This window comes from Erwinia sp. MYb416 (assembly GCF_037479575.1).
GTDB lineage: Bacteria > Pseudomonadota > Gammaproteobacteria > Enterobacterales > Enterobacteriaceae > Erwinia > Erwinia rhapontici.
In genome coordinates this window covers 202,060-226,935 of the sequence record NZ_JBBGYT010000439.1, presented here as the reverse complement: position 1 = coordinate 226,935, position 24,876 = coordinate 202,060, and the positions used below count along the sequence as shown (strand labels likewise).

Genomic DNA, 24,876 nt, shown 5'->3' with positions numbered 1-24,876 from the left:
TTTCCTGAGCGGGCTTTTCTCATTCTTCCTCCGTTCAGGAGCGTGTTTATCATGCCGGAATTCTGTTGCTGAGTGCGGCAGGATTTTGGTACAGGGTAAAATTCAGGTAGCCAGTTGTTATGTTCCGAGAAGATCAGCACAATGTTTTCACGCAAACCAAAACAAGGAGATGACATGTTGTTATAACCGCCAGGGATAGGTAAATAATGAAATATTCAGGCATAAAATTTATATGAGAATGATTTTCATTTCAATATTTATCAGGGGTTAGTATGCCATTTGTGAAATATGAAGACGGACTTTTTACAAAAAATGAATCACTAAAAAATCTTTACATACCAATGCTATCCTCTCTGGTGTTATGTTTTTTTGTGGTGATTATTAATCTGGCCAGCTTTCCGGAAAAGAAAATTGGACATTCATGGATGGAAAATTCCGGCTGGATAGTGGACATCATTCAGTGGCTAATACTTAACTTTATCTTATGGAGTTTTAACCGTTTAACGGTTAACGCCAGCCTGCGCAGAGGCATTAACCTGGGCCTGCATATCTGGATCATCTCTGCTGCGTTTGATGTGATGGATGAATTTATCCAGCAGCCACGGTGGGTGGGGTATTATATTGAAGATGTCTTCAAGCTGGCAGGGATGCTCTGTGTTTCGATTGGCATCTATTTTATTGTGAGATATGTCAATGGCAAATATGCCGATATCAGCATTGATTCTTATCGTGACGAATTGACGAGCTTGCCAAACAGACGGTATTTCAGAAACATTCTTCTGGAGTTAAAAAACACAGATAATTATGTTTTTATCATTGATATCGACTTTTTTAAAAACATCAATGATAAATATGGACACGATATGGGTGATGAAGTCCTTAGGGAGTTCGGTAATCTGTTGAGTAGCCTGCATGACGGTAATGTTACCGCGTCAAGAATCGGCGGTGAAGAATTTGCCGTTATAGTGAAATTGCCATCACAACAGGACGCCAGCGTTGTGGCGGAAAAGATATTATCCCGAACCCGGGACTTAATCATCCGGGATGAAATACGCTTTACTGTCAGTATCGGCGCCGGCCACAAAAAAGAAGACGAAACGGTAGAGAATTTACTTAAACGCGTGGATGTCGCCCTGTATGAAGCGAAAAACCGGGGCAAGAACCGAATCGAATGGGCAGCAGAGTAAACCGGGTCGCCAGGCCTTTTTTGAGCCTGGAAGGGGCTACAAACGCTTGTAGCCCCACGAGGATCTTCTACGGATTAAGTTTATAAATGCCCGACTGCCAGGGTTCAAGACGGAGTTGCCTGTCATTTTTATTCACAATAGTGTGACTGTTGTTTTCAGTAATCACCTTATTGATGGATAAATCCCCAGGCAGGGTGTAGTGCATCACTTCTTCTTTAAAATTAATGACCACAAGATATTTTTCAGCGCCGAGCGTTCGGGTGTAAGCATAGACTGAATTGTTGTCAGGATCTAAATCAATATAACTGCCGTAGGTTAAGGCAGGGATGTCGTGGCGAATGTTAATCAGCTTTCTATAATAGTTAAATACGGAATTTGGATTGTTAATCTGATCTGCGCTGTTGATTTCTTTATAATTGGGATTGATTTTTAACCAGGGGGTTCCAGTGGTAAAGCCCGCGTTTTTGCTTGCATCCCACTGGAAGGGGGTTCTGCTGTTATCACGGCTGGTTTGGCGTACGTTTTGAAGGAATTCCTCAGCTTTCACTTTGCCTGTTTCAACGTAGTCTTGCCAAAAACCTTTCACCTCTACATCATCGAAATCATCGATTTTTTTAAAGGGATAATTGGTCATGCCGAGTTCTGAACCCTGGTAGATAAAAGGCGTTGCACGCTGGGTCAGCGTCAATGTTGCCAGTGCTTTCGCCGCATGCTCGCGCCATTGTGGTCGATCATCACCAAAGTGAGAAACCGCGCGGGGATTGTCATGATTGTCTAAGAAAAAGGCATTCCACCCATACTCTCCTGCCGTTTGGTCAACCTTATCGACAATTTTTCGGAACTGAGAAAGGGTCCAGTCTTTTCGCCGCCATCTTTCATCAGCATCACGATCGAGCCTGATCAGATCAAACGTAAACGCTATATTTAATTCATTTCTACGGCGATCGAAAAACTTAATCGATTTATCCAGAGGAACCCCAAATATTTCCCCCGCAGTGGCGATATCATAGTGGGATAATACTTCTCTGTTCATTTCATTCACGTAGTCGTGAATTTTAGGACCTTTAGTATATTCCTCGGCGAAATTTTTTAACTGCTGTTGGCTAAGGTCAGGGAAGTTCGGGATTTTCGAGTAGGTGGCAACGGTATCAAAGCGTAAACCAGAAACGCCTTTATCTAACCAGAAGCGGAGCATGTCATACAGGTCTTGACGGACTTTGGGATTGTCCCAGTTGAGGTCGGGTTGCTGTTTGGCAAAGTAATGGAGGTAGTACTGGCCTGATTTATCGTCTTTTTCCCAGGCTGAGCCACCGAAGAAGGAGGGATAGTTATTGGGGGCATGGCCATCCTTACCGTCACGCCAGAAATAATAGTCCCTGTAGGGGTTGTTCTTACCCGATTTGCTCTGAACAAACCAGGCATGCTGATCGCTGGTGTGGTTGATAACAATATCAATCATCAAACGCATATTGCGTTTCTTCATTTCTGAAATAAGACGGTCAAAGTCTTCCATCGTACCGTATTCTTTCATTATCTTACGGTAATCCCGGATGTCATAACCATTATCCGTATTAGGCGAATCGTAATGTGGATTGATCCAAATCGCATCAATACCCAGTTTCTTCAGATAGTCTAAATTCTCAATAATACCGTTTAAATCCCCAATGCCATCCCCATTCGTATCTTTAAATGAGCGTGGATATACCTGATAAAAAACAGCCTGCTTCCACCATGTGGGCAGGGCATTTGATTGCTGAACGGTGAGTGAGGGGGCGGTATCTGGCACGGCACTGCAGGCCTGATAGGATGTGGCAGAAAAAGTGGTTGCAAGAAAAAGAGCGACAGCCGTTTTCAATCCTTGAGAGGACATAACATAATTCTCCTATGATTAATCCTAAAAAATAGAGAGATGATGAGTTATCACTTTAATATGCGTGGGGTAAAGTATTGAGATGGTAATGTCAAAAATAGACTCTTTGACTAATTTTTTATTAATTATTTCGGGTGTTTTTGTTTTTTTAATTATGCGACTCTTGAGTGATCAAGTAAATGTGAAATAAAATTTACGTCGCTAAAAGGAATCATGTTCTCTATTTTTATTCAGAATAAGTGATATTAAGCTGAATCGATTTAGTTTCTTTTGCTCTCTGGGGGATAGTTCTGTTTTTTTTCATTGAAAAATATCCACCGCGCTATGCTGTTGAAGCGAGTTATAGATGGACTCTATATCTCTCGGCAATAAATCAATTTCACTTCGCCTGATGCCAACCCTATGCTACAGCGGAAAATATGAAAGGCTCTCAGGAGGAAATGTGGAAAAACAACAGCTCGCGGCGGGTGTGCTGAAGGCATTAGGGGGGGCGGATAATCTCATTAAGCTGAGTTACTGCGCCAGTCGCATCAGGGTGACCATTCGTGACAACGCGTGCTTCGACAGGCACGCGTTAGAAGCGTTAGACGCGATTAAATCCGTGCTGGAAGTCGACACGGCTCAGCACAGCACTGAGTATCACCTGGTTGTCGGCCCGGGTAACTCCCGTTCGTTGTATGAGGCGCTGACGGGGTTAACCGATCACCGTCGTTAAACCAGCAGGTGGCGGATCGGCTCAAGATGCTGTTGCATCAGTTCCTGCATTTGCACCACGTGAGCCGTGTCCCTCTTCTCACGCATCAAATAAAAGCCGACGTTATAGCGTGGACTGGGTTGCGTGGTTTGCAAGGGAACAATCTTATGGCGAGAAAAGTAGTCAGCCATGCATAACGGATAGCTCAACATCACGGCGTCCGACTCGTTGATCATATCGACTGCCGCCATCATGGAGTTAGTTGACCAGATCACCCTCTCTTCTAAATGCATGCGGTTTCTTGCCTGCCTTTTCGGTTGCATATCTTCCATCATATGCTGAAAGCGACCCTCATCCGGCGTCAGCTCCACACAAGGATAGTCCTGCAGTTCAACCGGTTCGATAACTCTGTTGCTCAGCGGATGACCCTGCCGGACAAACAGGCTGTCAGTGACGCTAAACAGCGGCACAAAGCTGATCCCCGCCTTCGAATTCAGACCCTGAATTTCATGCCCGACAAACAGATCGATATCCCCCCCCAGTAACAGATCCATCAACCTGAGATGGTTTCCCTGGTCGATGTGAATATTGACGGTAGGGTGCAGCGTTCGGTAAGCGGTGAAGCTGTCGCGGATAAACAGATGCCACCAGGCATGCCCCGTGCCCATGCGCAGGCTTTGCACCTGACGTGCTTTGATAAACGCCAGTTTTGTCAGCGTATTTTCATAAATCCGCTGCATCATTTGCGCCTGCTCCAGCAAAAGGTCGCCATATTCGGTGGTCTTCACGCCCGTTGACGTGCGCTCCAGCAGCTGCACGCCCAGACTCTCTTCTAACTTCTTCATATTATGGGTAACGGTGGGCTGGCTAAGGCAAAGTTTGTTTGCAGCATGACTCACATTTTTGAACATCGCGACTTCAATAAACTGACGAAGAATTTTATCCACGATCACATATTCCCTTCATGCTATAGATTTTTTCTATAGCTTAGCGGTGAAAATCAATTTCCGTCAATGTCATGGTTTCGCTATTTTTTTTCCTATGACGATATTCTCGCCCCCACCTGAGAACAAGCTATGAGAAGAGTGATCCCGGAACTGGTGCTTGCCGTACTGACCCTGACATCGGGTCTGGCTGCTGCAGATACCCTGCGCATGGAGTGCCCGCCAAGCAAGGAAGGCCGTCAATTTTGTCACTATATTAAGCTGAAGTTTGAGGCTCAAACGGGCCATACCCTGAAATTTATCGATCTTCCTCCTGCCTCTAATGAAAAACTGTCGTTGTTTCAGCAGCTGTTTGCCGCGAAAGATTCCGATGCCATTGATCTGTTTCAGGCGGATACCGTATGGATTGGCGTGCTGGACAAACATCTTCTCGATTTGACGGACAGCGTTAGCGATATCCGCCATGACTTTTTCCCCACCGCGATGCAAAACGATGTGGTCAATGGACGCGTGAAAGCGATTCCCGCCTATATGGATGCGGGAGCGTTGTTTTACCGCAAAGACTTACTGGCTAAATACGGCGAAAAGCCCCCGGTGACCTGGACAGAACTGACCCGCATTGCCACGCGCATTCAGCAGAGTGAACGCGAATCAGGGCATAAAAATTTCTGGGGAATGGTGTTTCAGGGCAAAGCCTATGAAGGGCTGACCTGTAACGCGCTGGAGTGGGTGGAGTCACAGAACGGCGGCAGTGTGATTGATTCTCAAGGCAATATTACCATCAACAACGCGCGCGCTGCACAAGCGCTGGATAGGGCCGCAGGGTGGATCGGTAAAATCGTCCCGCCCGGGGCGCTGGGCTATATGGAAGAGGAGTCGCGTTCGGTATTCCAAAACGGTGATGCCCTGTTTATGCGCAACTGGCCTTACGCCTATACGCTGGCAGAAGACCGCAGCAGCGCCATTCGTGGCAAGGTCGGCGTTATGCCGTTACCCGCCAGCGACGATGGCACATCGGTCAGCGCCATGGGCGGCTGGCACTGGGCGATCAGTGCGTATACCAAAAATCCACAGGCAGCCATTGCCCTGCTCAACATCGTCAGCAGTGCCGAATCACAGAAGAAAACCCTGGCGCTGATGGGGTGGACTCCGTCACGCACCGCGCTGTATGACGATCCTGAGGTCCTGGCGCAGGCACCTTATCTGTCTGACTTCAAAAACATCTTCTTGCTGGCCAAACCGCGCCCCGCCACGCAGACCCGGCGGCAGTACGCGCAGGTCTCTAAAGCGATCTATAACGCCACCTACAACGTGTTGCGCGGTGACATTGATGGGGCAACCGCGGTGGCCGGATTACAGCAGCGGCTGGAGAGAATTAAAGCCAGAGGATGGCGTTGAACCCAATGCCCCATTAACGGTCCGGAGTACGATGTATGAAGCAAGAAACGCCTTCCCTGTCCCTTCCTGACAACACCGCCAGCGCACCGGTGGCGAAGCGCAGCTATCAATTGCGCCGCAGCCGTATTGCCTGGCTGCTGGTGGCGCCTGCGCTACTGTTATTGGCCGCCGTCGCTGGCTGGCCTCTCTTTCGTACGCTGTTTTACAGCTTCACTGATGCCATGCTGGATGCGCCTGACGATTACCACTTTGTCGGCTTTTCCAATTATTTTGACGTTGCTGCGGGTGGCCATCATTACGGCGTGCTGGCGGACCCGCTGTGGTGGATGGCCGTGGGTAACACGCTGCGTTTCAGCATGATGTCGGTATCGCTTGAGCTGGTCTTCGGCATGCTGCTGGCGCTGCTGATGAACGAGAAGTTTCGCGGGCAGGGGCTGGTGCGCACCGCAATCCTCGTGCCCTGGGCGATCCCGACGATTGTGTCAGCCAGAATGTGGAGCTGGATGTTCCACGATCAGTACGGCGTGGTGAACGACCTGCTGCTCAAAATGGGCGTGATCAACACGCCGCTGGCGTGGGTAGCGGACCCGGTGCTCTCAATGTGGGCGGTAGTGATCGTTGACGTGTGGAAAACCACGCCGTTTATGGCACTGATGCTGTTGGCCGCGCTGCAGCTGATCCCCCGCGACTTGTACGAAGCGGCACGTATTGATGGTGCCAACGCGTGGCAGCGTTTTCGTCGCATCACGCTGCCCTTAATTATGCCGGCGATGATCGTGGCGCTGATTTTCCGCGTCATGGATGCGCTGCGCGTCTTTGATCTGATTTATATCCTGACCTCCAACAGTGAGGCGACGGTGTCGGTGTCAGGTTACGCACGCGATCAGTTAGTGAGTTATCAGGAAATGGGGTCCGGTTCCGCTGCGTCGGTACTGGTATTCATGATGGTGGCCGGGATTGCAGCCTGCTTTGTGATGCTGGGCCGCCGCAGCAATGGAGAGGCAAAATCATGAGGCTGAACCGTCAACAACAACAGCTTGCCCGGCGTTTAATGATTCTGACCGCAGCGACACTCGCCTGTCTGATCTGCCTGTTCCCGTTTTATTACGCCATTATCACGTCCCTGCGTTCAGGGCAGAATCTCTTCAACGTGGAGTGGTTACCCAATGAAATGAACTGGGGAAATTATGTCACGGCGCTGATGGATAACGGCATCGCCCGCAGCCTTTTCAACTCGGCAGTGGTGGCAACGCTGACCGTGGGGCTGTGCCTTCTGGTGTCGATTACCGCCGCTTTTGCTTTGTCGCGCATTCAGTTTACAGGCCGCAAGTATTTGCTGTTCACCATTCTCTGCGTGTCGATGTTCCCACAGGTGGCCGTGCTCTCCGGCATGTTTGAGCTGGTGCGTTTTATGGGGTTGTATGACTCGCTTGGCGCGCTGGTGCTCTCTTACACCACCTTTTCATTACCGTTCACCATCTGGGTGCTGACCACCTTTATGAAGGCTATCCCAACGGAGCTGGAAGAGGCGGCCATCGTCGACGGTGCCAGTACCTGGACCATCATCCGTCGCATTTTCGTGCCGATCATGGGGCCGTCGCTGGTGACAACAGGACTGCTGGCATTTATCGGCGCGTGGAATGAATTCATGTTCGCCCTGACGTTTGTCATTTCCGGTGATAAACGCACCGTGCCTGTCGCGATCGGCATGATGCAGGGATCTTCTCAATTTGAACTTCCCTGGGGAGCCATCATGGCGTCCTCGGTGATCGTGACGCTTCCCATTGTGGCGCTGGTGCTGATCTTCCAGCGACGCATCGTCAGTGGATTAACCAACGGTGCAGTTAAGGGCTAATGCCCACATTATCCTCGTCAGGAGACGTAAACATGGCTACAAAAATCGTTTTAGTGGGTGCAGGCAGTGCACAGTTTGGCTACGGCACCCTGGGTGACATCTTTCAGAGCCGTGCGCTGTACGGCAGTGAAATCATCCTGCATGACATCAATCCTGTTGCACTGGCGGTGACCGAAAAGACAGCGAAAGACTTTCTGGCAAAAGAAGATTTGCCGTTCATCGTCAGTGCCACCACCGACCGTCGCACGGCACTGCGCGGGGCCGAATTTGTCATCATTTCGATTGAGGTGGGCGACCGTTTTGCCCTGTGGGACCTTGACTGGCAGATCCCGCAGCAGTACGGCATTCAGCAGGTTTATGGTGAGAATGGGGGGCCGGGGGGGTTATTCCATTCGCTGCGTATTATTCCACCGATCCTCGATATTTGTGCCGATGTGGCTGACATCTGCCCTGATGCCTGGATTTTTAACTATTCGAACCCCATGAGCCGCATTTGCACCACCGTTCATCGCCGCTTCCCGGAACTCAATTTTGTTGGCATGTGCCACGAAATTGCCTCACTGGAGCGCTATCTGCCTGAAATGCTCAACACCTCGTTCGATAACCTGAGCCTGCGTGCAGGTGGCCTTAACCACTTCAGCGTGCTGCTGGACGCGCGTTACAAAGACAGTGGCAAAGATGCCTATGCCGATGTCCGCGCCAAAGCGCCTGACTATTTCGCCAGCCTGCCGGGTTACAGCGACATCCTGGCGTATACCCGTCAGCACGGCAAACTGGTGGATACCGAGGGCAGTACTGAGCGTCATGCGCTGGGCGGCAAAGACAGTTCGTATCCGTGGGCAGACCGCACCCTGTTCAAAGAGATCCTGGAGAAGTTCCACTGCATGCCTATCACCGTGGATAGCCACTTTGGCGAATACATCAGCTGGGCGGGTGAGGTGAGTGACCATCGTGGCATTCTCGACTTTTACACCTTCTACCGTAACTACCTTGGCGGGGTGCAGCCGAAGATCGAGCTTAAATTAAAGGAAAGAGTGGTGTCGATTATGGAGGGCATCCTGACCGACTCCGGCTATGAGGAGGCCGCCGTCAACATTCCTAATCGCGGGTTTATTAAACAACTGCCCGAATTTATCGCGGTAGAAGTGCCGGCAATCATTGACCGTAAAGGCGTGCACGGCATTCAGGTAGACATCCCACCGGGTATTGGTGGGCTGCTCAGTAATCAGATTGCCATTCACGATCTTACGGCCGAGGCCATTATTGCCGGCTCGCGCGATCTGGTGATTCAGGCGCTGCTTGTGGACTCTGTGAATAACCAATGCCGTGCGATCCCCGAGCTGGTCGATGTGATGATCTCTCGTCAACAGCCCTGGCTCAACTATCTGAAATAGCGTCATTTCATTCATGCCGGTGGCTGGCCGGCATCATTTTATCGAGAACCGGGAGGGGAATATGGCGCAGTTGACGCTGGATAAGATTCAAAAACGCTATGGCGCGAAGGCGGAGGTCATCCGTTCGCTGAATTTGCAGATTAAAAGCGGAGAGTTTGTGGTGATTGTCGGGCCTTCTGGCTGCGGCAAGTCAACGCTGCTGCGTATGATTGCCGGGCTGGAGGAGATCAGCGGTGGGGGCATGTACATCGATGGTCACTACGCCAATGACGACAGCCCGGCCGAACGCGGTATCGGCATGGTCTTCCAGTCATATGCACTGTATCCGCATATGAGTGTTTATCAGAATATGGCATTCGCGCTGGAGCTTGCGCACTGTTCAAAGGCGGAGATTGATCAGCGGGTGAGGGAGTGTGCACGCATTTTACAGCTGGAGCCGTTGCTGGAACGACGGCCAAAAGATTTGTCGGGTGGCCAGCGTCAGCGCGTGGCGATCGGGCGTGCCATTGTGCGCGAACCGCGCTTGTTCCTGTTCGATGAACCGCTATCCAACCTTGATGCCTCGCTGCGGGTGCAGATGCGTATGGAAGTCTCTGCCCTGCATAAACGTCTGGGTGTCACCATTATTTATGTGACGCACGATCAGGTCGAGGCGATGACGCTGGCTGACCGGATCGTGGTGCTCAATCAGGGCAATATCGAACAGGTGGGAACGCCGCTTGAGCTGTACGACCAGCCCGCCAATGAATTTGTCGCCCAGTTTATCGGTTCACCGAAGATGAATCTGATCCCGGCCACGCTGCGCCGGTCGGGCGAACAGCAAAGCGTGGTGGAACTGGACAATGGCAAAACGCTGGTGTTATCCATCGCCACCCCGGCCGAGGCGGAGGGCCGCAGCGTGAACATCGGTATTCGTCCAGAACATATTCGCAGTGGCAATGTGGAACAGTGCGAATACCAGGGCGAGGTGATGTTTGTGGAACAGATGGGCAATGAAACCCTGCTGTATCTGGACAACGGCAATGCGGGCGAACCCTGGGTCGTGCGGCATGCCGAGCGTTCCGCCATCCATGTTGGCCAAACCGTTGGGGTACGGCTTCCGGTGGAATGCTGTTACCTGTTCGACAGTCACGGCCAGGCGTTCCAACGTCATCTGGCAAAAGTACACTAATTCGTCTGGGGGAAAATCACGTGATCAATGATATGCGCAGCACACCGCACTGGAAAGAGGCCGTGGTTTATCAGGTCTATCCGCGCAGCTTTATGGACAGTAACGGCGACGGTACCGGCGATCTCAACGGTATTATCAGCAAGCTCGATTACCTGCAACAGCTCGGCATCACGCTGTTGTGGCTGTCGCCCGTATACCGTTCGCCGATGGACGATAACGGCTATGACATCTCTGATTACGAAGAGATTGCCGACATTTTTGGTTCGATGAGCGACATGGAGCGCCTGATTGCAGAAGCTAAAGCGCGTGATATCGGGATCCTGATGGATCTGGTGGTCAACCATACCTCTGACGAACATCCCTGGTTTATCGACGCACTGAGCTCAAAAAACAGTGCTTACCGTGACTTTTATATCTGGCGAGCACCGGCGGCAGACGGCGGGCCGCCTGATGACTCTCGTTCGAACTTTGGTGGCAGTGCCTGGACGCTTGATGAGGCCAGCGGTGAATACTACCTGCATCAGTTTTCCACGCGCCAGCCCGATCTCAACTGGGAAAACCCGCGCGTTCGCGAAGCCATCCACGCCATGATGAACCGCTGGCTGGATAAGGGCATCGGGGGATTTCGAATGGACGTTATCGACCTGATCGGGAAAGAAGTGGATCAACAGATCATGGCGAATGGCCGTCATCTTCACCTGTATCTTCAGCAGATGAACCGGGCGACCTTTGGCCCGCGCGGCAGCGTAACGGTAGGGGAGACGTGGAGCGCAACGCCGGAAGACGCCCTGCTCTACAGTGCCGAAGAGCGGCAAGAACTGACGATGGTCTTTCAGTTTGAGCACATCAAACTTTTCTGGGATGAACAGTACGGGAAGTGGTGCAACCAGCCGTTTGATCTGTTGCGCTTTAAGGCCGTGATTGACAAGTGGCAGACGGCACTGGCTGACCATGGCTGGAACTCGTTGTTCTGGAGCAACCATGATTTGCCTCGCGCGGTCTCCAAATTTGGTGATGATGGTGAGTATCGCGTGGTGTCAGCAAAAATGCTCGCCACCGCGCTTCACTGCCTTAAAGGCACACCTTACATTTATCAGGGTGAAGAGATTGGCATGACCAACGTGAGTTTTGCTGATATTGGCGACTATCGGGATATTGAAAGCCTGAATCTTTATCAGGAGCGGATCGCCGAAGGGATGAGCCATGAAGCGATGATGCACGGTATCCACGCCAACGGGCGCGATAATGCGCGAACGCCGATGCAGTGGGACAGCAGTCCACATGCCGGGTTTACCACCGGTCAGCCCTGGATTGAGGCTAATCCCAACTTCAGAACAGTGAATGTTGCGGCTGCGCTTGACGATCCTGACTCTGTTTTTTACCACTACCAGAAGCTGGTGGCATTGCGTAAGCAGCTGCCGCTGCTGGTGCACGGCGACTTCAGGCAGATCGTTGTCGACCATCCGCAGGTGTTTGCCTGGCTGCGCACGCTGGGGGAGCAGACGCTGGTGGTGATCAATAACTTCACGCGAGACGCTGTGATGCTGGCGATCCCCGACAATCTGCAGAGCCAGCAGGGCCGTTGTCTCATCAACAATTACGCGCCACGGGAGCGGCTGGAGCCGATTATGGAACTGCAACCTTATGAATCCTTTGCATTACTTATTGAGAGGCTGTGATGGCAAACTGGTGGAAAGAGGCCGTGGCGTATCAGATATACCCGCGCAGCTTCAACGACAGCAATAACGATGGCATTGGTGACCTGAATGGCATCACGGAAAAACTCGATTACCTGGAAGATTTGGGCATCGATCTGATTTGGATCTGCCCCATGTATCAGTCCCCCAATGATGACAACGGCTATGACATCAGCGATTACCAGAAAATCATGGCTGAGTTTGGCACGATGGACGATTTTGACCGTCTGCTTGAACAGGTGCATGCGCGCGGTATGCGCCTGATTATTGATTTAGTGGTGAACCATACTTCTGATGAGCATCCGTGGTTTTTAGCGTCCAGCGCATCACGGGATAACCCGAAACGCGACTGGTACATCTGGCGCGACGGTAAAGCGGGCGCTGAGCCGAACAACTGGGAAAGCATCTTCAACGGTTCTGCCTGGAAATACAGCGCGGCGACCGGGCAGTATTTCCTGCATTTGTTCTCCGAAAAGCAGCCAGATTTGAACTGGGAAAACCCCGAGGTGCGTTCGGCGGTGTATGCCATGATGCGTTGGTGGCTTGACAAAGGGGTAGATGGTTTTCGCATTGATGCCATCTGCCATATGAAAAAAGAGCCGACTTTCAGCGATATGCCTAATCCCCTGGCGCTGCCTTACGTACCGTCATTCGAGCGCCACCTCAACTACGACGGCCTGCTTGATTACGTCGATGACATGTGTGAACAGGTGTTCAGTCACTATGACATTGTGACCATCGGCGAAATGAACGGTGCCTCCGCTGAACAGGGTGAAGAGTGGGTCGGCGAGCAGCGGGGCAGGCTGAATATGATCTTTCAGTTTGAGCACGTGAAGCTGTGGCAGGATGGGCAAAAGGACACCCTGGAGGCCAGTCTCGATTTACCCGGCTTAAAAGAGATTTTCACGCGCTGGCAGACACTGCTGGAAAACAAAGGCTGGAACGCGTTATACGTAGAAAATCATGATCTTCCCCGTGTGGTATCGGGCTGGGGCGACGATAAAAATTATCAACGTGAAAGCGCGACCGCCATTGCGGCGATGTTCTTCCTGATGAAAGGTACGCCGTTTATTTATCAGGGGCAGGAACTTGGCATGACCAATACGCATTTCGCCAGCCTGGAGGATTTTGACGACGTTGCCGCGAAGAAACTCGCCGTTGAAATGCGCCGACAGGGCAGGGAAGAGCCCGAGATCCTCGCCTTCCTCAGCCGCACCGGGCGCGATAACTCGCGCACCCCGATGCAGTGGGATCAGAGTACCCACGGCGGTTTCAGCAATGCCACCCCCTGGTTCCCTGCGAACAGTAATTACCCTGAGATCAACGTGGCGGACCAACGCGCTGACAGCGGTTCCGTGCTGAACTTCTATCGTGCGCTCATTCGCCTGCGGCGGAAGATGCCGGTACTGATTGAAGGGGCTTATCAACTCCTGCTGCCGACACATCCGCAGATCTATGCTTATACCCGTAGTCTGAATGAGCAGCAGGTGTTGGTGATCGTCAATTTCAGTGCCCATCAGCAGGAGATAGATCCGCAACAGCTGTTACTGGACGGCTGGCAACCGCTGCTGAGCAATTATCAGGAGCAGGGGAAACGGCAAAGCTTACGGGCTTATGAGGCACAAATTTATCAGCGGTAAACCTCGGCCTGTCGGGGAGGATTTGATAATTTTCACAGCTTTTCTACCAGTGATTTTAATTGTGCAATGACAGATTTTTTCTCATCCTCTTCTTCTCCACCGTAAGGACAGGTTGACTGGCGGATAATCAAATGTGTCGGCAGCAATTCACGGATGTGAATCTGAGGGGCGGCCATCTGCTGGATTAACAGCTCGACGGCCCGCTTACCCAGCTTGTTGAAATCCTGCGCAACGGTGGTGAGCGGTGGCTGGAAATAGAGGCTGTCCGCCGTATCATCATAACCGGTGACGGAAACCATCCTGCTGCCGGTGCGATTCAGTTGCGCGAGGGCGCTCAAAACCCCTAGCGCCATTTGATCGTTCGCGACGACGATCGCGCTAATCCGCGGATACTGATGTAACAGCTCAAGGGCCTTATTCCGGCCACTGGCGGCACTCCAGTCACCAAAGACCGTAACCGCATTACTCACTCCAAGCCGGTGCAATGTCTCACGCCAGCTACTCAATCGCATACGCGCCGAAACGGAACTCTCTGGCCCTGCAAGCAGGCCGAACTCACGATGCCCCAGTTCCCAGAGATGACGGATGCATGCTCCGCAGCCATCAAGGTGATCAAACCTTACGCAGCAGACATCCGTTTCCGGCGAAACATCTAAAAACAGACAGCAAATATCCGGGTTCTCATTCACCATTTTTTCCGCAATGTGATCCTCAAGGGGCAGATTAATCACCGCGCCCCGGATATTTTGTGCGCGAAATTCATTCAGCCGCGCCTGAAGTGAGGCATAGTCAGCCATCACCGGCATCGCGATAGCAACCTCCAGTTGATGTGTACCTGCGTGACTTTTTATCGCAGCAGCGATTTGCGAGGGCGCGTGCAGGGTCAACGACGCGGTAATCAACCCTATAGACGGTGCCGACTTCCCCGCCAGCAATTGTGCTGAGCGGTTCGGTACATAGTGCAGTGCCTGCATTGCACGAATGACGTTATCGCGGGTACGCTCAGCCACCACATCAGGTTTATTCAGCACGCGTGAGACCGTCTGCTGGGATACACCGGCTTCGCGAGCCACATCTTCTAAGGTTGCCGTACGGCGCTCCATCGTTTTCTCCTTTACCCTTTAACAATAATGTCGTTCGCTAACATTTTATGTCAGAAAGACGACAATAAATTGTTGCTTTAGCCTTGTTTCGTGATCGTCCGTGAGTTTCAACTTCAACATGATTGCCGCTTTGAACAAAATATCTGATAACTCATTCTATCTTGTCTGGCGAATGACATTTTACATTGATTCTACAGGTATACCTATGCGACATCACGATTGTCACCTCTCCGGTGGTCCTCTTTTTCATGACGTACTTGCCCGTGAAGACTGGCAAAACCAGACCATTACCCACCTGAACCGTTTACCGGCCCATCCGACCTTTGCCAGCTGGCGCGATCTTCGCTCGGCAAGGGAAAATCAGCTCTCTGCGCACCGACGCCTGCTGGATGGTCAGTGGCAATTTTCTTATGCCCGCAGCCCGTTTGCGGTGGACGCCAGCTGGCTGGAAAACGATTTGGCGGGCAGTCGCAGTACACCGGTCCCCTCGAACTGGCAAATGGAGGGGTATGACGCGCCAATCTATACCAACGTGCGTTACCCCATCGATACTACGCCGCCACGCGTACCAGACGAAAACCCGACCGGCTGCTATTCACTCTCGTTTAGCGTGGAGAAAGACTGGCTGGCTGAGGGCCAGACGCAGATTATCTTCGATGGCGTGAACTCCGCATTCCACTTGTGGTGCAACGGCGAATGGGTCGGTTACTCGCAGGACAGTCGCCTGCCCGCGGCCTTCGATCTCAGTGCGTTCCTACAGGCGGGCGAGAACCGCCTCTGCGTCATGGTGATGCGCTGGAGCGCAGGCACCTGGCTTGAAGATCAGGATATGTGGCGTATGAGCGGGATCTTCCGTTCCGTCTGGCTGCTGAATAAACCGACGCTGCACCTGAACGATGTCCACCTCACTCCGCAACTCGATGCGCTTTATCGCGATGCCGAACTGGAGGTCAATGCCACCGTCGCCGCCCCGACACCGTTGCTGGAAAAACTGACGGTGGCCGTTGAACTGTGGAATGACACGCAACGGGTCGCCAGACATCAGCAGTCGCTCGGCTCACCCGTCACGGATGAACGCGGCAATTATGCTGAACGCACCGTGATACGTTTCCCTGTGGAACGTCCGGCACTGTGGAGCGCGGAAACACCGAACTGCTACCGGGCAGTCGTCTCACTGTGGCGCGGCGATGAACTGATTGAAGCCGAAGCCTGGGATATCGGGTTTCGCCGGGTTGAAATCGATAATGGCCTGTTGAAGTTGAATGGTAAACCGCTGTTGATCCGGGGGGTAAACCGTCATGAGCACCATCATCAGCGCGGTCAGGTTGTTACCGAAGACGATATGGTGCAGGACATTCTGCTGATGAAGCAGAATAACTTTAACGCGGCTCGCTGCTCTCACTATCCTAACGCGCCACGCTGGTACGAACTCTGTAACCACTATGGCCTGTACGTGGTCGATGAGGCTAATATCGAGACCCACGGCATGGTGCCAATGAGCCGTCTTTCCGACGATCCGTCCTGGTTAGCGGCCTGGAGCGCCCGCGTCACACGGATGGTGCAAAACAATCGCAACCATCCGTCGATTATTATCTGGTCGCTGGGCAATGAGTCCGGCGTGGGTGGCAATCACGAAGCTATGTACCACTGGCTCAAGCGTAACGACCCGTCACGTCCGGTGCAGTATGAAGGCGGCGGCGCTAACAGCACGACCACCGATATTCTTTGCCCGATGTATGCCCGCGTAGACAGCGATCAGCTTATCCCTGCGGTACCGAAATGGGGGATTAAAAAGTGGATCAGCCTGCCTGGCGAGCAGCGCCCGTTAATCCTTTGCGAATACGCTCACGCCATGGGCAACAGCCTGGGAAATTTTGCCGATTACTGGCAGGCATTCCGTGATTATCCGCGCCTGCAGGGGGGCTTTATCTGGGACTGGGCCGATCAGGCCATCACTAAAACGTTCGATGATGGCAGCGTCGGCTGGGCATATGGCGGTGATTTTGGCGATAAACCCAACGATCGCCAGTTCTGTATGAACGGTCTTGTCTTCCCCGACCGTAGCCCTCATCCGTCATTAATTGAAGCCAAACATGCACAGCAATACTTCCAGTTTACCCTGCTGTCGCAAACTCCGCTTTGCATTAGCATCACCAGTGAGTACCTGTTTCGCACAACGGATAACGAGGAGTTGCACTGGCAGGTCCAGGCTGCGGGAGAAACGGTTGCCAGCGGCAGCTTAACACTTGAGCTTGGCCCTGAAGGACAGCGCGAGCTGACGCTGTCGGGGACATTAACACTGCCTGCCGGGGCCAAAGAGGTATGGCTCACGCTGGAGGTTATCCAGCCGCAGGCCACGAAATGGTCCGATGCCGGGCATCGCGTCGCCTGGCAGCAGTTTGCCCTCGCAGCACCGCTGGTGCTTCGGGCGCCTTTGTCAGCAGGAAATGCGCCTGAGCTTGAGGTCAGTGACAGTGCATGGGCGGTGCGCAGCGGCTCGCAGCAGTGGGTGATCGACCGTCAAAGCGGACTGTTGACACACTGGCAGGTGGACGGCGTGGAGCAACTGCTGACCCCGTTGCGCGACCAGTTTGTACGCGCACCACTGGATAATGATATTGGTGTGAGTGAAGTGGAGCGCATCGATCCCAACGCCTGGGTTGAACGCTGGAAAAGTGCTGGCCTGTACAACCTCACTACCCGCTGCGTGCAGTGTGACGCGCAGCGTCTGAACAGCAGCGTTGTGGTAGATAGCCGCTGGCATTACCTGAACGGGGACGAGGTTATGATCGTCAGCCACTGGCAGATGACCTTTGACGCGCAGGGCAAATTGCACCTGGCCATTGACGGCGAACGTGCTGGCACCCTGCCGCCGCTGCCACGCATCGGGCTGAATTTCCAGGTGCTGGATCAGAACAAACCGGTCTCATGGCTGGGGTTCGGCCCGCATGAGAACTACCCGGATCGTCGCACCAGCGCCTGTTTCTCCCGCTGGGAGCTGCCGCTGGACCAGATGACGACACCGTACATATTCCCCACCGAGAATGGCCTGCGTTGTGATAACAAAGCACTGGACTGGGGGCGCTGGCACGTGGCGGGCGATTTCCACTTTTCCCTACAGCCTTACGGCACCGAGCAATTAATGAAGACTGACCACTGGCACTGGATGCAGCCGGAAAGTGGCGTCTGGATAACCCTTGATGGGCAGCACATGGGCGTCGGCGGTGATGACTCCTGGACGCCCAGCGTACTGCAGCAATGGCTATTGCTTGAAACACAATGGAAATATCAGTTAACGATTCATTTCCAATAATAATCGAAGCGTGAGCCCCGGGCTTACCGGCATAACCAGATGGAACAGTCAAAATGAAACTCTCTGAACTCGCACCAAGAGAACGACATAACTTCATTTACTTTATGTTGTTCTTTTTCTTCTATTATTTCATTATGTCGGCCTACTTTCCTTTCTTTCCGGTCTGGCTGGCAGAAGTTAACCACTTAACCAAAACAGAAACAGGGATTGTGTTTTCATCTATCTCGCTGTTTGCAATTATTTTCCAGCCGGTGTTTGGTCTGCTCTCCGATAAACTGGGATTACGCAAACACTTGCTCTGGATTATCACGGTCTTACTGATTTTATTTGCGCCATTCTTTATTTTTGTTCTGTCCCCTCTACTGCAGATGAATATTTTTGCTGGTGCACTGGCTGGCGGGATCTATCTGGGCGTCGTCTTCTCCAGTGGCTCCGGAGCGGTAGAAGCCTATATTGAACGCGTAAGTCGGGCTAACCGTTTTGAGTACGGCAAGGTTCGCGTTTCCGGCTGTATTGGCTGGGCGTTATGTGCATCAATCACCGGTATTTTATTTAGCATCGACCCTAATATTACATTCTGGATTGCCTCCGGTTTTGCCCTGGCGCTTGCCGTACTGTTATGGATGTCTCGCCCGGAAGGGAGCAACAGCGAGCGGGTTATCGATGCGCTTGGTGCCAACCGCCAGGCTTTTTCTATGCGCACCGCCGCCGAGCTATTGCGGATGCCACGCTTCTGGGGATTTATTATTTACGTTGTAGGTGTCGCCAGTGTCTATGACGTATTCGACCAGCAGTTTGCTAACTTCTTCAAAGGTTTTTTCTCCAGCCCACAACGCGGGACCGAAGTGTTTGGCTTTGTCACTACCGGTGGGGAAATGCTCAATGCAACGATTATGTTTTTTGCCCCTGCCATCGTTAACCGCATTGGTGCGAAGAACGCCCTCCTGGCCGCAGGCGTCATTATGTCGGCGCGTATTTTGGGTTCTTCTTTTGCCTCTTCAGCCACAGAAGTGGTTATCTTAAAAATGCTCCATATGTTTGAACTGCCGTTCCTCCTGGTCGGCACCTTTAAATATATCTCCTCCGCATTTAACCCAAAACTTTCGGCAACCTTATTCCTGATTGGTTTTAATTTATCAAAGCAACTTTCGGGCGTCGTACTGTCGACATGGGTAGGCCGGATGTATGACACCGTAGGCTTCCATCAGGCTTATCTTGTTTTAGGCTGTATCACACTGAGCTTTACCCTTATTTCAGTATTTACCTTGAAAGGAAGTAAAACACTGCTCTCGACATCCGAATATAACAACGCAACCTGATACGAAAGGCCCGTCTCACATAACGGGCACTTAAGCGGGATATTTACAAGCGCCCCATCATCTGAAATAGGGTGGGGCGAATGTGTCTTTATTGACAGAGCATAGCCACAAGCTACCGGGAAGCACACGTCGAACAACGATCAGAAGCTATATGTCACCTTCAGGCTGCCAGTGGGCGATGTTTTTCGTTGAACAATTGGGCTGTTGCGTGCATCACCAGCCAGCTGCGTAAAACCTGCTGCGGCAACTACGCTCCAGTCTTGGTTAAGCTTGTGCGTCCAGTCCATATTCAGTGAATAGGCATAAATTCCCGATCTGGCTTCATATCGAGTAAACCCCGATGCGGCCGACTGTGATGCACTTACCCCGTAGTAAGTCTGCATGTACTTGCTGGTCCCCCAACTACTGGTCAGCGCCAGCGTCACAGCGTTTTTCGATGACGTATAGAGCGGGCTGACAATGCTGAAATGCAGGGCCTCACCATTGCTTCGCTGAGAAATCGGCACCTCAGCCTGCAATTGCAAATTAAGCCAGTCGGTCACCTTGTATCCCAGGCCAGGCACAACGATAGCTGAGCCTTTAACGTCACCCATACCTCGCAAGTCGTCGCTACCGTAGCTGAGCGAGTCGCTGTCCACGTCACGATCCTTTCTGCCTGCGCGATAACTCAGCGCAGCGCTGTAATCAAAATTACCGATGTTGTTACCGTAACCGATACCACGCGTGGAGCTGATGAAGAAACCATTTAGCATAGAGTAATCAATCACCAGGGCCGTCGTGACTCGGCTTTCATCCGAACCAGAATAACGTGGCGCAACATCCACACCTCCTCCCAGGGTCAACTCGTTGCCCTGTTTCTGTTCTGCTGCCAGTATTGGGGTTGCCAGTAACGCGAGGACAAATCCTGACAACAATTTTCCCAGGGGTTGCCCCGAGAGTGAAGGGAGGAACTTATGACTCAGTTCGATGTTTCTCATTAAGGAAGTCCTTGTGGGTTCAACTGACTACGATGCAAGCGGTTTTAAACGCCAGAACGCTCAGTTTGAATGCTGACCCTGAAGTTCTCATGAGCCCAAAATGAAGAAATACTGAAGTAAGTACCCGTTCTGCAAACCTGATAGATTTACGGATACCGTTTTTTCTTCAGACGTTCTTCATTAACTGTTGATAAAGTCACTATTGTGAAAATTCTCCTAATTGAAGACGACATCGATCTCGGCAACGGCGTACGTATTGCCCTTACAGACCAGGGATTAGATGTCATATGGGTTCGCCGAAAAGTGGATGCTTTGCATCAACTTGATGTATGCGTGCCAGAACTTGTCTTGCTCGACCTCGGCCTGCCCGACGGTGATGGCATGAGCCTGATGGCGCGTCTGCGTCAGCAATTCAAGGGGATCCCCGTCATCATCCTGACTGCCCGGGGCACTCTGCAAGATCGCTTGACGGGGCTGGATGCCGGTGCAGACGACTATCTCGTCAAACCTTTTGTTCTCGCCGAGTTATTGGCCAGGGTGAGGGCACTTGTGCGGCGCAGTTACGGTTTTCAGAATCAGGTGATAGAGATTCGAGGGCTATCGCTCCATGTGCCGACTCGTCGCGTGACCGTGAGCGAAAGGCATGTTGATTTGACGGCAAGTGAATACGCGCTGCTTGAAACATTAATGTTGCGTGCTGACCGTGTTATGACACGTAGTTTTCTGGAAGAAAAGATCTTCGGTGCAAAAGAAAATATGAGTAATGCACTCGATGTACATATGGGAAATTTACGTCGCAAAATCGGTGACGGCTATGTGCGAACGGTGAGAGGAGTGGGGTTTGTCATTGATACCGTCCCCATTCAGAAGGGGGCCGGTTGATGCGTAATTTTTGGCGCTATCTGAGAATCCCAACGCTCGTACGGCGAATGATGATCGCCCAGATGCTATTACTGACGCTGCTTTGGTGTATTTTTCTGACCTACATTTTATGGGATAACTTACGTAACCCTCCCATGCTATCAGGCAGCAAAACCTATGAAACCATTCTGACATTGGTGGATCGTATGGTGGATCGTCCGCACGATCTCACCGATGTGCTGGAAAAATTCAGCAAGGCATTGCGGGAAGGCTATGGCGGAGGTGAAGACCCCAAAATGTCAATCAGCCTAATCGTTCGGAAGAATAAAGAGATAATTTACTCATCTGATGGCGCTCCGGCAGGAGTGACAAACACCGGTTATGGGATGATTCAGAGTATTCAGAGTAACGGTCGCACCTGGACGAGCCGAACTCTGAAGTCCGGGAACTCCGACACAGAGGTAACACTGCTCACTCCTGCTGGCGGTTGGAACTTCTTCATATACCTGAACTCGCGCGGATACTACATATTACCGCTGCTGGTATGCATTCCTTTTCTTTTGTTTCCTGCGTGGCTGTCAATCCGCATTGCCATGCGTCCCTGGAACAAGGTGGCAAATGAAGTTTCCTTACGAACACCAGAAGATCTTTCTCCCTTAAAAGCAGTTCCAAAGCACAAGGAGCTGCGCCAAATAGTGGACGCGATTAATATATTCCTTGCCAGGGTACGAGAGAGCACTGAAAGGGAACGGACGTTCATTGCCGATGCCGCTCACGAGTTGCGTACTCCGCTGGCTGCAATGCGCGTCAATGTTGAGGCTTTGCAGTCCGATGTCAGCAACGTTCGTCAACAGGAATTGCTTGCAGGGATTATTCGTAGCAATAGCCGTGCTGCTCGACTCGTCAATCAGTTGCTGCTGCTGATGCACAGTGAAGCGCGTATTGATACTGTTATGGAGCCTGTGCCGCTGACGACGCTCATACAAGAGCGAATGGCTGAGTTATCACCGCTAGCGGCTGAGAGCCAAATTGAGCTTGAATTCTACTTTCATGATGAAGTCTGGATTACAGGGGTCAGGGAACGCCTGATGTCGCTAATCGACAACTTAATTGAAAATGCTGTGAAGTACAGTCCTGAGGGCGGGCGGGTTGAGGTAGAAGTACGATTGTTAGATAAATCCACTCAATTGCGTATCTCAGATGCAGGGCCCGGAATCATGGTTGAATTGAGGGAGCGGGTATTCGACAGATTTTTTCGTGATCCCAATCAGATACAAAGCGGGAGTGGATTGGGGCTGGCGATAGTCAAAGCGGTTGCGCAGCAACACAACAGCAGTGTTTTTCTAAGTACCTCAGCAGAAGGCGGGCTCATGGTTATTGTTGATATCCCAAATCACAATTCCGTCTGAAAGAGAACGCAATTTTAGTCCCCATCCTGCCCAGGACATTTACCAGAATAATGGAGCATAAATTGAAATATTTGGCCCTGGCTACAGTATTATTTTCTATATCACTGAGCGGATGTGCCATAACCGTCAGCGACTTAAAAAACAGCGAATCCTCCTTAGACGGCAGTTTCATTAGCAAGACGGGGTCCTCCGATACTTATCGAACCCTAAGGCACATTGCAAGGCAGTGTCTGGAATATGAGTCATATTCAGGAAATCCGGTCATCGTATTTAGCGAGTTTGACGGTGAGCGTAAAGAAGGTGAGATCACTCAAAAACTGGTTTCAGAGGGACTGTTGATCAACAACACACTCATTGAGATAGAAAGTCATGATGGTGACAAAGCTAAGATCAGCCTGTACACAACCAAGAATATTTTGAGTACGGGCATCAGGTCGCCAAATATAAGTGATATCAAGCGATGGACTGACGGCGATAGAGCCTGCTAGTGTGACACTTAGCCATACTGACGTTCCCCCAGGATTAGATAATCCCCATGCCAGCATCGTGATGCTGCTGCGGGTGTTAGAACCGACAGCCAGCACAGTGTTGTGGGGAGGGGCCAGTTTGGGGTGAGCCGTACGGCACGCACCGTGAATGCTTTTTCAAATACCCCAAAACATGAGGTTGATGGCATTTTTGATATCATCCTGACACCGGGTGATATCCACTACTGCATCACCGATAACCTCGACAGGGACACTAGAAAGTTCCGTGGTCATCAATCGGTGATTTTTTCCCTCGATGAGGATCAGCGGGAACAAGGTTTTATTCACTTTCTCAGAAAGATGGTGCGATTCAATGAGCGGGATAACCATGCGTCGCCCAGGGGTATCGACAATATCACTTTGCACATCGACAAAAATTTTGTAATGGCTGGTGCGTTTATATTGATAAACAATAAATTGCATAATCACCAGTTCCTGTTTTCATCGGCGAAAGAGCCATTCTTTGCGATAAAGCTGGCGACTTCCTCCATCCCTTCACGGTTCTGGTCTTTCCACTCATCTGCCTTTATACGACGAGCTTCCTTGCCGATGACATCATTCACCAGACCATAAATATTGACGCCCGCAGCATTCAGAACCAGATAGTTCTCTTTGTCTACAGTCACGCTGACTCTGTGTTTCATGGACGTGCTCCTCTTGTGTGCATACCTGAAGTATATACTTTGCGTAATTATTCATCAATCAATCCTGCAACAGGTGTAAGGATTCGTAGCCTGCTGCACAAAAACAGCGCTCTCGAGTTGGTTGGTCGAGTCTGTTAGTGATGGATACTTACAGCGACAGCTATAGTGAAATTGTCGATACAGCAACAACGCTTCTTTCTGGTTTGGTGGATGACCTTGTTGATGAACTTTCTATTTTCATTGAAGAGTATCCAGACAATGAATCTGCGGCTTGCTCTCTGAATGACATAACCAGGATGGAAGTTGGCGATCTGTCTTTTCTCCATCCATCAGCGATTGAATTTTTGCAATGGTTGTTAGGATATTTGAAACAAAAGCAGAATGGTTAAAACGTCAGGTAAACCCCCATGCCAGATCGTGATGCTGTTGCGGGTGTTAGAACCGACAGCGAGCACTATTCTTGCGGGCAGGGGGCCAGTTCGGGGTAAGCCGGACGTCACGCGACAGGACGTCGCGTGCCGAGGCCCGCAGGGAAGCGGATTTTGCCGATCCGGGGGGCCCCTCACTGGCCCCCCGGGCCTGTCACCAACCTTTCAGCCGCTTCGAGTGAAAAGTTAGCACCTGTGCCTGCGGGCTGACCGGAAAAAATGGTCAGCCCCTAGGCCAAACCTGCCGCCCAGTTTCATCCAGCAAAAAACAAAAAGCCCGCTCAGGTTTCCCTGAGCGGGCTTCTCTAAATTTGGCTCCTCTGACTGGGATCGCCTTTGCCATTAATTGGCTGAATATTAAGCTAAATCAGAAATTCAGTCTTGTCAAGACCACCAAAATGACCACCATTTAGATTGTATATCTAGAATGGTGCGAATCATCACG

General features: G+C 51.4%; 21 protein-coding genes and 1 pseudogene. 15 read left to right on the top strand and 7 right to left on the bottom strand.

The genetic code is table 11. The features are described 5' to 3' along the window. Positions 1 to 272: 272 nt before the first annotated feature. Positions 273 to 1,187 (top strand): GGDEF domain-containing protein, encoded by a 915-nt coding sequence (locus WH277_RS19870; RefSeq protein ID WP_171149197.1) that lies wholly within the window; start codon positions 273 to 275, stop codon positions 1,185 to 1,187. 67 nt (positions 1,188 to 1,254) lie between these two features. Here the strand turns inward: WH277_RS19870 and WH277_RS19865 are convergent, their stop codons facing one another. Next, a complete protein-coding gene (locus WH277_RS19865; RefSeq protein ID WP_339506587.1) occupies positions 1,255 to 3,057 on the bottom strand; it encodes a glycoside hydrolase family 13 protein in 1,803 nt (600 codons plus the stop codon). Positions 3,058 to 3,499: 442 nt separating this feature from the next. Here WH277_RS19865 and WH277_RS19860 point away from each other — a divergent pair, with 442 nt between their 5' ends. Next, positions 3,500 to 3,772 (top strand): PTS transporter subunit EIIB, encoded by a 273-nt coding sequence (locus WH277_RS19860; RefSeq protein WP_200643320.1) that lies wholly within the window; start codon positions 3,500 to 3,502, stop codon positions 3,770 to 3,772. Here WH277_RS19860 and WH277_RS19855 read toward each other — a convergent pair. Next, on the bottom strand, positions 3,769 to 4,704 hold the full coding sequence (locus tag WH277_RS19855; protein ID WP_133841658.1) for a LysR family transcriptional regulator: 936 nt from the start codon (positions 4,702 to 4,704) through the stop codon (positions 3,769 to 3,771). The genes WH277_RS19860 and WH277_RS19855 overlap by 4 nt on opposite strands. A gap of 123 nt (positions 4,705 to 4,827) precedes the next feature. On the opposite strand from WH277_RS19855, the gene WH277_RS19850 reads away from it, so the two are divergent. The 7 genes from WH277_RS19850 (at position 4,828) to WH277_RS19820 (ending at position 13,850) form a co-directional block, all read left to right on the top strand. Further along, positions 4,828 to 6,093 (top strand): ABC transporter substrate-binding protein, encoded by a 1,266-nt coding sequence (locus WH277_RS19850; RefSeq protein ID WP_259151346.1) that lies wholly within the window; start codon positions 4,828 to 4,830, stop codon positions 6,091 to 6,093. A gap of 35 nt (positions 6,094 to 6,128) precedes the next feature. Beyond that, entirely contained in the window at positions 6,129 to 7,106 is a 978-nt protein-coding gene (locus WH277_RS19845; protein WP_133841660.1) for a carbohydrate ABC transporter permease, read from the top strand. Then, entirely contained in the window at positions 7,103 to 7,948 is an 846-nt protein-coding gene (locus WH277_RS19840; protein ID WP_133841661.1) for a carbohydrate ABC transporter permease, read from the top strand. The genes WH277_RS19845 and WH277_RS19840 overlap by 4 nt, the downstream gene beginning before the upstream one ends. 32 nt (positions 7,949 to 7,980) lie before the next feature. Next, a complete protein-coding gene (locus WH277_RS19835; RefSeq protein ID WP_133841662.1) occupies positions 7,981 to 9,342 on the top strand; it encodes a family 4 glycosyl hydrolase in 1,362 nt (453 codons plus the stop codon). 61 nt (positions 9,343 to 9,403) lie between these two features. Then, on the top strand, positions 9,404 to 10,513 hold the full coding sequence (locus tag WH277_RS19830; protein WP_133841663.1) for an ABC transporter ATP-binding protein: 1,110 nt from the start codon (positions 9,404 to 9,406) through the stop codon (positions 10,511 to 10,513). Positions 10,514 to 10,545: 32 nt separating this feature from the next. Further along, positions 10,546 to 12,192: a glycoside hydrolase family 13 protein gene (locus WH277_RS19825; protein WP_339507043.1), complete on the top strand. Its 1,647-nt coding sequence runs from the start codon at positions 10,546 to 10,548 to the stop codon at positions 12,190 to 12,192. Further along, positions 12,192 to 13,850: a glycoside hydrolase family 13 protein gene (locus tag WH277_RS19820; RefSeq protein WP_339506582.1), complete on the top strand. Its 1,659-nt coding sequence runs from the start codon at positions 12,192 to 12,194 to the stop codon at positions 13,848 to 13,850. The genes WH277_RS19825 and WH277_RS19820 overlap by 1 nt, the downstream gene beginning before the upstream one ends. A gap of 32 nt (positions 13,851 to 13,882) precedes the next feature. Here WH277_RS19820 and WH277_RS19815 read toward each other — a convergent pair whose 3' ends face one another. Next, a complete protein-coding gene (locus WH277_RS19815) occupies positions 13,883 to 14,953 on the bottom strand; it encodes a LacI family DNA-binding transcriptional regulator (protein ID WP_339506580.1) in 1,071 nt (356 codons plus the stop codon). A gap of 205 nt (positions 14,954 to 15,158) precedes the next feature. On the opposite strand from WH277_RS19815, the gene WH277_RS19810 reads away from it, so the two are divergent. Both WH277_RS19810 and WH277_RS19805 read left to right on the top strand, forming a co-directional pair. After that, positions 15,159 to 18,266, top strand: a complete 3,108-nt coding sequence (locus tag WH277_RS19810; protein WP_339506578.1) for a beta-galactosidase — start codon at positions 15,159 to 15,161, stop codon at positions 18,264 to 18,266. Between the two features lie 53 nt (positions 18,267 to 18,319). Beyond that, positions 18,320 to 19,585: an MFS transporter gene (locus tag WH277_RS19805; RefSeq protein WP_339506576.1), complete on the top strand. Its 1,266-nt coding sequence runs from the start codon at positions 18,320 to 18,322 to the stop codon at positions 19,583 to 19,585. A 140-nt stretch (positions 19,586 to 19,725) separates the two neighbouring features. Here the strand turns inward: WH277_RS19805 and WH277_RS19800 are convergent, their stop codons facing one another. Continuing rightward, the gene (locus tag WH277_RS19800; RefSeq protein WP_339506574.1) at positions 19,726 to 20,562 is read right to left on the bottom strand and encodes a MipA/OmpV family protein; all 837 of its coding nucleotides are present in this window, start codon (positions 20,560 to 20,562) and stop codon (positions 19,726 to 19,728) included. Between the two features lie 204 nt (positions 20,563 to 20,766). Here WH277_RS19800 and WH277_RS19795 point away from each other — a divergent pair, with 204 nt between their 5' ends. From WH277_RS19795 to WH277_RS19785, 3 genes are read left to right on the top strand one after another with little or no spacing between them, the layout of a single operon-like run. Then, positions 20,767 to 21,444: a response regulator transcription factor gene (locus WH277_RS19795; protein WP_339506572.1), complete on the top strand. Its 678-nt coding sequence runs from the start codon at positions 20,767 to 20,769 to the stop codon at positions 21,442 to 21,444. Further along, the gene (locus WH277_RS19790; RefSeq protein ID WP_339506570.1) at positions 21,444 to 22,832 is read left to right on the top strand and encodes a sensor histidine kinase; all 1,389 of its coding nucleotides are present in this window, start codon (positions 21,444 to 21,446) and stop codon (positions 22,830 to 22,832) included. Before WH277_RS19795 ends, WH277_RS19790 begins: the two co-directional genes overlap by 1 nt. Before the next feature lie 50 nt (positions 22,833 to 22,882). Further along, positions 22,883 to 23,320 (top strand): hypothetical protein, encoded by a 438-nt coding sequence (locus WH277_RS19785; RefSeq protein WP_212812957.1) that lies wholly within the window; start codon positions 22,883 to 22,885, stop codon positions 23,318 to 23,320. 156 nt (positions 23,321 to 23,476) lie between these two features. Here WH277_RS19785 and ccdB read toward each other — a convergent pair whose 3' ends face one another. After that, positions 23,477 to 23,782 carry a type II toxin-antitoxin system toxin CcdB gene (ccdB, locus tag WH277_RS19780; protein WP_133841673.1) on the bottom strand — a complete coding sequence of 102 codons (306 nt, stop codon included), beginning with the start codon at positions 23,780 to 23,782 and terminating at the stop codon, positions 23,477 to 23,479. A gap of 2 nt (positions 23,783 to 23,784) precedes the next feature. Beyond that, complete coding sequence (ccdA, locus tag WH277_RS19775; protein WP_339506566.1) at positions 23,785 to 24,003, bottom strand: type II toxin-antitoxin system antitoxin CcdA; 219 nt, start codon at positions 24,001 to 24,003, stop codon at positions 23,785 to 23,787. Positions 24,004 to 24,140: 137 nt separating this feature from the next. Between ccdA and WH277_RS19770 the strand changes: the two genes are divergently transcribed. Then, entirely contained in the window at positions 24,141 to 24,392 is a 252-nt protein-coding gene (locus WH277_RS19770) for a hypothetical protein (protein WP_159336428.1), read from the top strand. 262 nt (positions 24,393 to 24,654) lie between these two features. Here the strand turns inward: WH277_RS19770 and WH277_RS19765 are convergent. Further along, positions 24,655 to 24,840, bottom strand: a pseudogene (locus WH277_RS19765) (hypothetical protein). Between the last annotated feature and the right edge of the window lie 36 nt (positions 24,841 to 24,876).

Excerpts from the sequence above, each read along its gene's own strand:
- WH277_RS19830 (WP_133841663.1), top strand. The coding sequence starts at position 9,404 with ATGGCGCAGTTGACGCTGGATAAGATTCAAAAACGCTATGGCGCGAAG.
- WH277_RS19825 (WP_339507043.1), top strand. The coding sequence starts at position 10,546 with ATGCGCAGCACACCGCACTGGAAAGAGGCCGTGGTTTATCAGGTCTAT.
- WH277_RS19810 (WP_339506578.1), top strand. The coding sequence starts at position 15,159 with ATGCGACATCACGATTGTCACCTCTCCGGTGGTCCTCTTTTTCATGAC.
- ccdB (WP_133841673.1), bottom strand. The coding sequence starts at position 23,782 with ATGCAATTTATTGTTTATCAATATAAACGCACCAGCCATTACAAAATT.
- WH277_RS19820 (WP_339506582.1), top strand. The coding sequence starts at position 12,192 with ATGGCAAACTGGTGGAAAGAGGCCGTGGCGTATCAGATATACCCGCGC.
- ccdA (WP_339506566.1), bottom strand. The coding sequence starts at position 24,003 with ATGAAACACAGAGTCAGCGTGACTGTAGACAAAGAGAACTATCTGGTT.
- WH277_RS19805 (WP_339506576.1), top strand. The coding sequence starts at position 18,320 with ATGAAACTCTCTGAACTCGCACCAAGAGAACGACATAACTTCATTTAC.
- WH277_RS19800 (WP_339506574.1), bottom strand. The coding sequence starts at position 20,562 with ATGAGAAACATCGAACTGAGTCATAAGTTCCTCCCTTCACTCTCGGGG.
- WH277_RS19865 (WP_339506587.1), bottom strand. The coding sequence starts at position 3,057 with ATGTCCTCTCAAGGATTGAAAACGGCTGTCGCTCTTTTTCTTGCAACC.
- WH277_RS19790 (WP_339506570.1), top strand. The coding sequence starts at position 21,444 with ATGCGTAATTTTTGGCGCTATCTGAGAATCCCAACGCTCGTACGGCGA.
- WH277_RS19840 (WP_133841661.1), top strand. The coding sequence starts at position 7,103 with ATGAGGCTGAACCGTCAACAACAACAGCTTGCCCGGCGTTTAATGATT.
- WH277_RS19835 (WP_133841662.1), top strand. The coding sequence starts at position 7,981 with ATGGCTACAAAAATCGTTTTAGTGGGTGCAGGCAGTGCACAGTTTGGC.
- WH277_RS19845 (WP_133841660.1), top strand. The coding sequence starts at position 6,129 with ATGAAGCAAGAAACGCCTTCCCTGTCCCTTCCTGACAACACCGCCAGC.
- WH277_RS19870 (WP_171149197.1), top strand. The coding sequence starts at position 273 with ATGCCATTTGTGAAATATGAAGACGGACTTTTTACAAAAAATGAATCA.
- WH277_RS19850 (WP_259151346.1), top strand. The coding sequence starts at position 4,828 with ATGAGAAGAGTGATCCCGGAACTGGTGCTTGCCGTACTGACCCTGACA.
- WH277_RS19785 (WP_212812957.1), top strand. The coding sequence starts at position 22,883 with ATGGAGCATAAATTGAAATATTTGGCCCTGGCTACAGTATTATTTTCT.
- WH277_RS19815 (WP_339506580.1), bottom strand. The coding sequence starts at position 14,953 with ATGGAGCGCCGTACGGCAACCTTAGAAGATGTGGCTCGCGAAGCCGGT.